This is a genomic window from Streptomyces adustus (genome assembly GCF_009377175.1).
Classification (GTDB): Bacteria; Actinomycetota; Actinomycetes; order Streptomycetales; family Streptomycetaceae; genus Streptomyces; species Streptomyces adustus.
In genome coordinates this window covers 1-9223 of the sequence record NZ_VJZD01000320.1, presented here as the reverse complement: position 1 = coordinate 9223, position 9223 = coordinate 1, and the positions used below count along the sequence as shown (strand labels likewise).

General features: G+C 74.0%; 8 protein-coding genes. 3 read left to right on the top strand and 5 right to left on the bottom strand.

Translation table 11 applies throughout. From position 1 onward, the window contains the following. From FNH09_RS41725 to FNH09_RS41715, 3 genes are all read left to right on the top strand, one after another. On the top strand, nucleotides 1-365 hold a 365-nt coding region (locus FNH09_RS41725; RefSeq protein ID WP_238427416.1), incomplete at its 5' end, for a (2Fe-2S)-binding protein. 2 nt (nucleotides 366-367) lie between these two features. Beyond that, nucleotides 368-2761, top strand: coding sequence for a xanthine dehydrogenase family protein molybdopterin-binding subunit (locus FNH09_RS41720; RefSeq protein ID WP_152895075.1), 2394 nt, complete (start codon nucleotides 368-370; stop codon nucleotides 2759-2761). Between the two features lie 72 nt (nucleotides 2762-2833). Further along, nucleotides 2834-4108 carry an XdhC family protein gene (locus FNH09_RS41715; RefSeq protein ID WP_238427415.1) on the top strand — a complete coding sequence of 425 codons (1275 nt, stop codon included), beginning with the start codon at nucleotides 2834-2836 and terminating at the stop codon, nucleotides 4106-4108. 39 nt (nucleotides 4109-4147) lie between these two features. Here the strand turns inward: FNH09_RS41715 and FNH09_RS41710 are convergent, their stop codons facing one another. The 5 genes from FNH09_RS41710 to FNH09_RS41690 form a co-directional block, all read right to left on the bottom strand. After that, nucleotides 4148-5497, bottom strand: coding sequence for a lanthionine synthetase LanC family protein (locus FNH09_RS41710; RefSeq protein ID WP_152895074.1), 1350 nt, complete (start codon nucleotides 5495-5497; stop codon nucleotides 4148-4150). Between the two features lie 26 nt (nucleotides 5498-5523). Further along, complete coding sequence (locus FNH09_RS41705; protein WP_162469895.1) at nucleotides 5524-5964, bottom strand: SRPBCC family protein; 441 nt, start codon at nucleotides 5962-5964, stop codon at nucleotides 5524-5526. A gap of 142 nt (nucleotides 5965-6106) precedes the next feature. Beyond that, nucleotides 6107-6919, bottom strand: a complete 813-nt coding sequence (locus tag FNH09_RS41700; protein ID WP_238427414.1) for a polysaccharide deacetylase family protein — start codon at nucleotides 6917-6919, stop codon at nucleotides 6107-6109. A gap of 133 nt (nucleotides 6920-7052) precedes the next feature. Then, nucleotides 7053-8537 carry a sensor histidine kinase gene (locus FNH09_RS41695; RefSeq protein ID WP_152895072.1) on the bottom strand — a complete coding sequence of 495 codons (1485 nt, stop codon included), beginning with the start codon at nucleotides 8535-8537 and terminating at the stop codon, nucleotides 7053-7055. After that, nucleotides 8534-9199 carry a response regulator transcription factor gene (locus FNH09_RS41690; protein ID WP_152895071.1) on the bottom strand — a complete coding sequence of 222 codons (666 nt, stop codon included), beginning with the start codon at nucleotides 9197-9199 and terminating at the stop codon, nucleotides 8534-8536. The genes FNH09_RS41695 and FNH09_RS41690 overlap by 4 nt, the downstream gene beginning before the upstream one ends. Nucleotides 9200-9223: the final 24 nt, after the last annotated feature.

The window sequence follows — 9223 nt, the reverse complement described above, 5'->3', positions numbered from 1 at the left end:
CCCCCGCGGCCGCCCCCGCCGCGGCCGCCGGCCCCGGAGGCCGCGCCGCGGGGACTCCGAAGCCCGCCGGGACCTCGCTCGACGAGGCCAGGAGCTGGGCCGCCAGGGGCCAGCACGCGCACACCGGCGAGGGCGTCGAGCTCTCCCCCGTCCAGCAGGCGTTCATCGACGCCGGCGCCGTCCAGTGCGGCTTCTGCACCCCGGGCCTGCTGGTCGCGGCCGACGAGATGCTGGAGCGCAACCCCGACCCCACCGACGCGGACATCCGCGAGGCGCTCTCGGGCAACCTGTGCCGCTGCACGGGCTACGAGAAGATCATGGACGCGGTCCGCCTCGCGGCCGCCCGGCAGGCGGAGGCGGTCTGACCATGCCGACCAACGGCATTCCCACCACCCTGACCCAGGGCTCCCGGACCAGGGGCGGCATCGGCGAGTCCACCCTCCGCCCCGACGGCACCCTCAAGGTCACCGGCGAGTTCGCGTACTCCTCCGACCTGTGGCACGAGGACATGCTCTGGGGCCAGATCCTGCGCTCCCCCCTCGCGCACGCCGAGATCGTCTCGATCGACACGAGCGAGGCCCTCGCCCAGCCCGGCGTCCACGCCGTCATGACGTACGACGACCTGCCGGCCGACGTGAAGCACTACGGCCTGGAGATCCAGGACACCCCGGTCCTCGCCCACGGCAAGGTGCGCCACCACGGCGAACCCGTCGCGATCGTCGCCGCCGACCACCCGGAGACCGCGCGCCGCGCCGCCGCGAAGATCAAGGTCGAGTACCGCGAACTCCCGGTGGTCACCGACGAGGCCTCCGCCACCGCGCCGGACGCGGTCCTGGTCCACGAGGGTCGCACCGACCACCACATCGGCCACGTCCCGCACCCGAACATCCTGCACCGCCAGCCGATCGTCCGCGGCGACGCCGACGCGGCCGCGGAACGGGCCGACGTGATCGTCCGCGGCGACTATTACTTCGGCATGCAGGACCAGGCCTTCCTCGGCCCCGAGTCCGGGCTCGCCGTGCCCGAGGAGGACGGCGGCGTCCACCTCTACATCGCCACCCAGTGGCTCCACTCCGACCTTCGCCAGATCGCGCCCGTGCTCGGCCTGCCCGAGGACAAGGTGCGCATGACGCTGGCCGGCGTCGGCGGCGCGTTCGGCGGCCGCGAGGACCTGTCGATGCAGATCCACGCCTGCCTGCTGGCGCTGCGCACCGGCCGACCGGTCAAGATCGTCTACAACCGGTTCGAGTCCTTCTTCGGCCACGTCCACCGCCACCCGGCCCGCCTGCACTACGAGCACGGGGCGACCAAGGACGGCAAGCTGACCCACGTGAAGTGCCGCATCGTCCTCGACGGCGGCGCCTACGCCTCCGCGTCCCCCGCGGTCGTCGGCAACGCCTCCTCCCTGGGCGTCGGCCCGTACGCCGTCGACGACGTCGACATCGAGGCCGTCGCCCTCTACACCAACAACCCGCCCTGCGGCGCCATGCGCGGCTTCGGCGCGGTCCAGGCGTGCTTCGCCTACGAGGCGCAGATGGACAAGGTGGCCGCCCGACTCGGCCTGGACCCGGTGGAGTTCCGGCAGCGCAACGCCATGGAGCAGGGCACGCTCCTGCCCACCGGCCAGCGGGTCGACTCCCCGGCGCCGGTCGCCGAACTCCTGCGCCGCGTCAAGGCGATGCCGCTGCCGCCGGAGCGCCAGTGGGAGAGCAGCGAGGGCGCCGACGTACGGCAGCTGCCCGGCGGCCTGTCCAACACCACGCACGGCGAGGGCGTCGTACGCGGCATCGGCTACGCGGTCGGCATCAAGAACGTCGGCTTCTCCGAGGGCTTCGACGACTACTCCACGGCGAAGGTCCGGATGGAGGTCGTGGCCGGCGAGCCCGTCGCCACCGTGCACACCGCGATGGCGGAGGTCGGCCAGGGCGGGGTCACCGTCCACGCGCAGATCGCCCGCACCGAACTGGGCGTCACCCGGGTGACCATCAACCCCGCCGACACCAGGGTGGGTTCGGCCGGTTCGACCTCCGCCTCCCGCCAGACCTACGTCACCGGCGGCGCGATCAGGCACGCCTGCGAGCTGGTCCGCGAGAAGGTGCTGGCACTGGGCCGCCGCAAGTTCGGCACGTACCACCCCGCCTGGGCCACGGCCGAACTGCTGCTGGAGGGCGGCAAGGTCGTCACCGACGGCGGCGAGGTGCTGCGGGACCTGGCGGACGTCCTCGGAGAGGAGAGCGTCGAGGTCGAGGCGGAGTGGCGGCACCGGCCGACCGAGCCCTTCGACCTGCGCACCGGCCAGGGCAACGGCCATGTCCAGTACAGCTTCGCCGCGCACCGCGCCGTCGTCGAGGTCGACACCGAACTCGGCCTGGTCAAGGTGGTCGAGCTGGCCTGCGCCCAGGACGTCGGCAAGGCGCTCAACCCGCTGTCCGTCGTCGGCCAGATCCAGGGCGGCACCACCCAGGGCCTGGGCATGGCGGTCATGGAGGAGATCATCGTCGACCCGAGGACGGCGAAGGTCAGGAACCCCTCCTTCACGGACTATCTGATCCCCACCATCCTCGACACGCCGACCATCCCGGTCGACGTGCTCGAACTCGCCGACGAGCACGCCCCGTACGGGCTGCGCGGGGTCGGCGAGGCCCCGACCCTGTCGTCCACGCCGGCGGTCCTCGCGGCCATCCGGGCCGCGACGGGTCTGGAACTCGCCCGGACCCCGGTACGCCCCGAGCATCTGACCGGGACCGCGCAGGGCACCTGACCGCGACCGCGTGGGGCCCGGGCCGCCGCTGCCGCCCCTCACCTCCACCCCGACCGACGAGGAGAGCGAGACATGCTGGACATCGCCGAAGAGCTGTACCGGTGGGTCGAGCAGGGCCGTGACTTCGCCGTCGCCACCGTGGTGGCCGTCGGCGGCAGCGCGCCCCGTCAGCCGGGCGCCGCCCTCGCGGTGGACGCCGACGGCACGGCGATCGGCTCGGTCTCCGGCGGGTGTGTGGAGGGCGCGGTGTACGACCTGTGCCGACAGGCCCTCCAGGACGGCGAAGTGGTCCTGGAACGGTTCGGCTACAGCGACGAGGACGCCTTCGCCGTCGGTCTGACCTGCGGGGGAGTCCTCGACGTCCTCGTCACCCCGGTACGGGCGGGCGACCCGGTCCGGCCGGTGGTCGCGGCCGCGCTGGGCGCCGCCGCGCGGGGCGAGGCGGCGGCGGTGGCGCGGATCGTGGGGGGCCCGGCGGAACTCTCGGGCCGCGCCCTGCTCGTCCGGCCCGAGGGAGGGTACGCCGGTGGGCACGGGAGGCGGCGCGAGAGCGGGTCCGGGGGCGGGTACGGCAGCGAGTACGAGGGCGGGTACGAGGGCGGCTTCGGCGCCCACCCCGAACTGGACCGCACGGTCGCGGCCGAGGCACGGGCCCTCCTGGACGCCGGCCGCACCGGCACCGTGGAGATCGGAGAGCAGGGCTCACGCTGCGGAGCACCGCTCACGGTGCTGGTCGAGTCCTCGGTGCCGCCGCCCCGGATGATCGTCTTCGGCGCGATCGACTTCGCCTCGGCACTGGTCAGGGTCGGCAAGTTCCTCGGCTACCGCGTGACGGTGTGCGACGCCCGCCCGGTGTTCGCGACCCGCGCCCGCTTCCCGGAGGCCGACGAGATCGTCGTGGAGTGGCCCCACCGGTACCTGGAGCGCACGGACGTCGACGCCCGTACCGTCCTGTGCGTACTGACCCACGACGCCAAGTTCGACGTACCCCTGCTCCGCCTCGCCCTGCGGCTTTCGGTCGCCTATGTCGGCGCCATGGGCTCGCGCCGCACCCATCTGGACCGCGACCGGCGGCTGCGGGAGGTCGGGGTGACGGAGCCGGAACTGGCGCGGCTCAGATCGCCCATAGGCCTCGACCTCGGCGCCCGTACGCCCGAGGAGACCGCGCTGTCGATCGCGGCGGAGATCGTCGCCGCCCGGCGTGGCGGCAGCGGGGTCTCCCTGACCGGCGCGCACACCCCGATCCACCACGACGCACCGATCCGCCACGACGTCGCGTCGACGAAGGCGGTGTCAGCGGTTCCGTCGACGCCGGCGCCGTCGGTCCGGATCGGTTCGGTGGCCTGAACCACCCGCCCGCGCCCCGCCGTTACCGGACTCCCGCCGTCACCGCACGCCCGCCGTGCCCGCTCCTCCGGTGGACACCGGCGGCTGGTCCGGCCAGGCGAACGCGTAGCGCGGGTCGCCGCCCCGCCGCACCCGTGCGTAGCGCAGCAGTTCGCGGGCGATGCCCGCGTTGCCCATCGCCCACCCGGTCTGCGGTTCGAGCTCGCTCGGGGTGGCCCGGTGCTCCACGTTCGACCAGCGGGCTCCCTCGGCGTCCCGGGTCGCCCGGGCGGCGAGGTCCGCGACCAGGAGCCGGGCGAAGTCGGGGGCGTCCCCCTGTTCGGCCAGCCGGTCGCAGGCCAGCGCCAGCACGCCCGAAGTGCCGCAGCAGCGGCCGTTGTTGTCCCAGAAACCGGGGCGTGAGCGGTGCGGCAGCCCCGAGTGGACGACGCTGTGCCAGCAGCGGTCGGCGAGGGCGGACCAGCCGGGCTCGGCGAGGACGTCCCGGAACAGCCGGAAGACCTGGGCGTCACCGGCCGGGCCATGACACCAGCCGTAGCTGAACCGCTGGATCAGATCGGGGAGATACTGCGGGTCGGAGTGTGGGACAAGGAAGCCCGCGGGCCCGGCCACGTCCCGCGCCACCACGTCCGCGACCCCGGCCCGCGCCCGCTCGACCAGGTCCGCCCTACCGGTGTCCGTCCCGACCCGGGCCAGGGCGTAGGCGATGCCGAGGGTGCCGTGCGAGACATGGTGCAGCCGGGCCGCCACGCCGCGCCGGAACTCCCAGGTGACGCCCGCCCCGGTCGGCTCGGCCGTACGCGCGTAGGGCTCCAGGGCGAGTACGGCGAGCTCGGCGTCGCCCGCCGCCAGCGCCCCCAGGCCGATGCCCGCGTTCCCGCCCATCAGCTCGAACAGCTCGCCCCACCGGGTGCCGTCGAAGCCGGACCGCACCCGGTCCAGGGCCCGGTCCGCCGCGGCACCCGCCGCGCGCTCGCCCAGGTCGCGCTCGACGGCCCGCAGCACCAGGGCCAGCCCGGTGAGGCCGAAGTACAGCGAACAGTCCGGGTGTTCGTCGACTGCGGCGGCGAGGGAGCGCGCCGCGCGCAGTGCGGCATCGGCGTAGGTGTCGTCACCGAAGTGCCGCCACGCCTCCAGGAGCGCCGGGACGACCCCGGCCGTGCCGTTGTAGAGCATTGGGTCGATGTCGGCGTCCGAGGGCCGGACGGGCCAGCCCAGACCGCCGTCGTCGGTGTCCCGCGCGGTGCCGAGCAGCCAGCGCAGGGCGTCCGCCGCCAGCGCCTCGGCCTCCGCCGCCTCCCGCGCGTCCGCCGCGGCGCCCGCCCGCCCCGCCGTCCCTATGTGCCCTGCTGTCTCTGTTGTCCCGCGTGCCGCATCCGCCGGTGTCATGCGCCCACCCTCGCACGCGGCGGGTGTCACGGTCGGCGCAGCAGGCGGTTGGCCGCGCGTCCGAACACCGTGCGGGCCGCCGAGCGCAGCAGGGGATCGCAGAAGGACGGCAGCAGCCGTACCCGCAGTTCCTCGCGCCAGACCACCCGGGTCCGCCCGCCGGGCCCCGGCCGCACCTCGATCTCGGCCCAGCCCAGGACGACCCGGCCCCGCTTCTCCAGCCGGCACAGGCCCGCTTCGTCGCCGTCCGGCGGCCGCCAGACGGTGACCTCCATCCGGTCGTCGAAGGCGAGCGGGCCGATCCCGGAACGCGCGACGATCACTGTGCCCTCCCGGGTCGGCGGGGGTGTGACCACGGTGACCCGGGTCAACGGGACGACGTCGCCGTGCCGGGGCCACAGCGTGAGCCGGCGCCATGCCTCGTCGAGGGCGAGCGGCACCGTGCGTACGAGCTGGAAGTCGACCACGGGACGATCGTAGGCAAGCGGCCGGGGGCACCAGGGCGTTCGCCCTCGCGTCACCCGATTCGCCCAGCGCGCGGTCGGCGAGGAGGCGCAGGAGGGAAAGGAAGGGAAAGGGGACGTACGGGGGAGCAGGCCCCCGACGGGCTCAGGGCCGGTACACCTTCCCGGGTTCCGCCCTGCCCGGCGCGAGCAGTTGGGGCACGGTGACGAACACGTACCCCCGCTCCTTCAGCGCGTCGATGATCCCGGGCACCGCGGGCACGGTCCCGGGGTAGATGTCGTGCAGCAGGATGATCCCGTCGCGGGACGACTGCGCGAGCACCCGCTTCCGTATCAGGTCGGAGTCGTTCGTCGTGTAGTCCTTCGCGGTCACGCTCCACAGGACCTCCGACATGCCGAGTTCGCGGCAGATTTGGTGCACGGTGTCGTCGGTGCGGCCCTGCGGCGGGCGCATCAGGGTCGGCCGGTGTCCGGTCAGGCGCTCTATCTCCTGGTTGGGCCGCTCCAGTTCCGCACGTATCTCGTCCGGCTCGATCTCGGTGAGTATCCGGTGGTCCCAGGTGTGGCTGGCGACCTCGTGCCCCTCGGCGGCCATGCGTCTGACGAGCTCCGGGTACTTCTCGATGTGGCGCTTGCCCAGCAGGAAGAAGGTCGCCTTGACCTGTTTCTCCTTCAGGATGTCCAGCAGTCGGGCGGAGTGCTCGCTCGGCCCGGCGTCGAAGGTGAGCGCGATGCACTTCGCCCGGCGGCAGTCGACGCTGCCGTAGCGGGCGGCCTGGACGGTGGGGTGGGCGCGCGCGGTGCTCGGCGCCGTGGTCTCCAGCCGGGTGCACCCGGTCAGTGCCAGTGCCAGGGAGGCGGCCGCCACCGAGACGGCGACGGCACGCAACCCGGCCCCCGTTTTCCTCGTCTTGTTCTTCGTCGTACGGATCTGGATCTTCTTGGTCAGAGAAGGCATGCCGAGACTATACATAGGATGTATACACGGCGTGTATAGAGGGTCGCCGAGAGTTGAACCCCGATCCGCGGGCCCGCCGCACGGTGGTCGGGATGCGTTCAGGCTCCCGGCGCCAGGGCCGGGTCCGGAGGGCTCACCCGGCGGGCAGGGTGACCGTGAACCTCGCCCCCGCGGTGTGCGCCGGGTCGTGGTGCACCTCGCCGCCGGCCGAGCGGGCCAGGCGCCGCGCCAGCGGCAGCCCGAGACCCGCTCCGTCGTGTCCGTCGTACGGATCGGCCCGCCGGCCCGGCTGGAACAGTTGCCCGAGGAACGCCTCCGGTACGCCCGGCCCGTCGTCGGTGACGTCGATCCGTACGGCGGACCCGCCGGACCCGGTGGGTCCCGCGGTCTCGGTGTCGGGCAGGGGGTGCCCCGGCCAGGTGGGCGGTACGTGTCCGACGTGTCCGACGTGTCCGACGTGCTCGATGTACACGGTGACGCCCGAGCGCGCGTACCTCAGGGCGTTGGCGAGGAGCGGGCCGACGATCCGCTCCAGGAGGGCGGGGGACACGCCGGCCTCCAGACGGTCGTCCGCCGCGGTGACGACGATCCTCGACCGCACCGGTTCCTCCTGGTGCGCGGCGAGCCGGCGCAGTACGGGCAGTATCTCGGCCGTGCCCGGAGCGGTCGCCGCGTCGTCCCTGGCCTCCTCCCGGGCGTCGCCGAGCAGCGTGTCGCAGATGGTCCGCATCGACTCGGCGGCCTCGGTGAGCGTGCGGTGCGTGGCCAGCGTCTCGGCCTCCGTGCGCGGCCGGGAGCGCCACCAGTCGAGCTCGGCGATGATCCGGCTCAGCGGGGTGCGCAGCTCGTGCGAGAGCTCCCCGGTCAGCCGCCGCTCGTGCCGCAGGACGGCCCGGATGCGGTCGAGGAGCGAGTCCAGCGAGGCGCCGAGGCGGGCCAGTTCGGTGGGCTGTGCCACGGTGCCGAAGCGCCGCTCGGACTCCACCGCGCTCCACCGTATGGCCTGGTCGCTCATGTCCCGCACGGGCCGCAGCGCGCGTCCGACGGCCAGCCGGGTCAGGGCGTAGGTGCAGGCGAGCATGACCGCGTCGAGGGCGAGCGAGCCGAGCAGCAGCAGCTCCGCCGAGCTCCGGTACGGCGACAGGTCCAGGGCCGTGACCACGGTCGCCGCGAGCCTGCCGTGCGCCACGGGCCGGGCGCACAGCCGGACGGGCCGGTCGCCCTCGACGGTCGTGCAGTCCCCGTCGGCCCGGGCCGCGAGCAGCCCGGCCGCACGGTCGATCTCGGGGGCCGGGGAGGGGGGCTGTTCGACCGTCGTGGATCCGGCGTAGATCCACACGTTGCTGTCGAGGAGTCCGTCGTCGGAGGCCTTCAGGACGCGTACGGTACGGCCGCCGGTGTCGACGGTCGTGGCGACGACGGCCGCGCGGGCGCGCAGCTCGTCGTCCGCCTGGGCCTGGAGGTGGTGGCGGACGACGGTGTTGAACACCGCCGTCAGGATCGTCATCAGCAGGGCCGCGGTGGTGAGCGCGACCAGGGACAGCCGGCCGCGCAGGGTGCGCGGTGCCAGGCGGTGGGGGAGCGCGCTCCTCAGGACGAGCGCGAGCGGGCTCCTCATGACAGGCGGTGACCGATTCCGCGGACGGTGGTGACGGTGAGCCGGCTGCCCGCGTCGCGCAGCTTGCGGCGCAGCCGGGTCAGGTACTGGTCGAGGGTGTTGTCGCTGACCTGGGCGCCCTCCGGCCACCCCGCCCGCACCAGCTCACGGCGGCGCACGATGTCCCCGGCCGCGGACATGAGCGCGGCCAGCAGCCGGAACTCGGTCGGTGTCAGCTCGACGCGGCTGCCGTGCACCGTGAACGTGTGCCGTACGGCGTCCAGGACCAGGTCGCCGGCCGCGGCGCTCGGCGCGGGTCCGGCGCGGCGGACGGCGGCCCGCAGCCGGGCGACGAGCTCGGCGAGGTGGAACGGCTTCGGCAGATAGTCGTCGCCGCCCGCGGAGAACCCCGACAGCCGGTCGGCGAGCCGGTGGTGCGCGGTCAGGAACAGGACGGGGGCGGCGAAACCGTTGGCCCGCATCGCCTGGCACACGTCCCGTCCGTCCGCGTCGGGCAGCCCGATGTCCAGTACGGCCGCGGCCAGGCCGCCGGAGTCGGCCAGCCGCAGCGCGGTGGCGCCGTCGGCGGCGGGCACGGGCCGGAACTCCTCCTCCCGCAGTCCGCGCACCAGCACGTCACGCAGGGCGTGATCGTCCTCGACGACCAGGATGCGGGGGTTCATGGTCCTCCTGCATGGTGTGGGGGC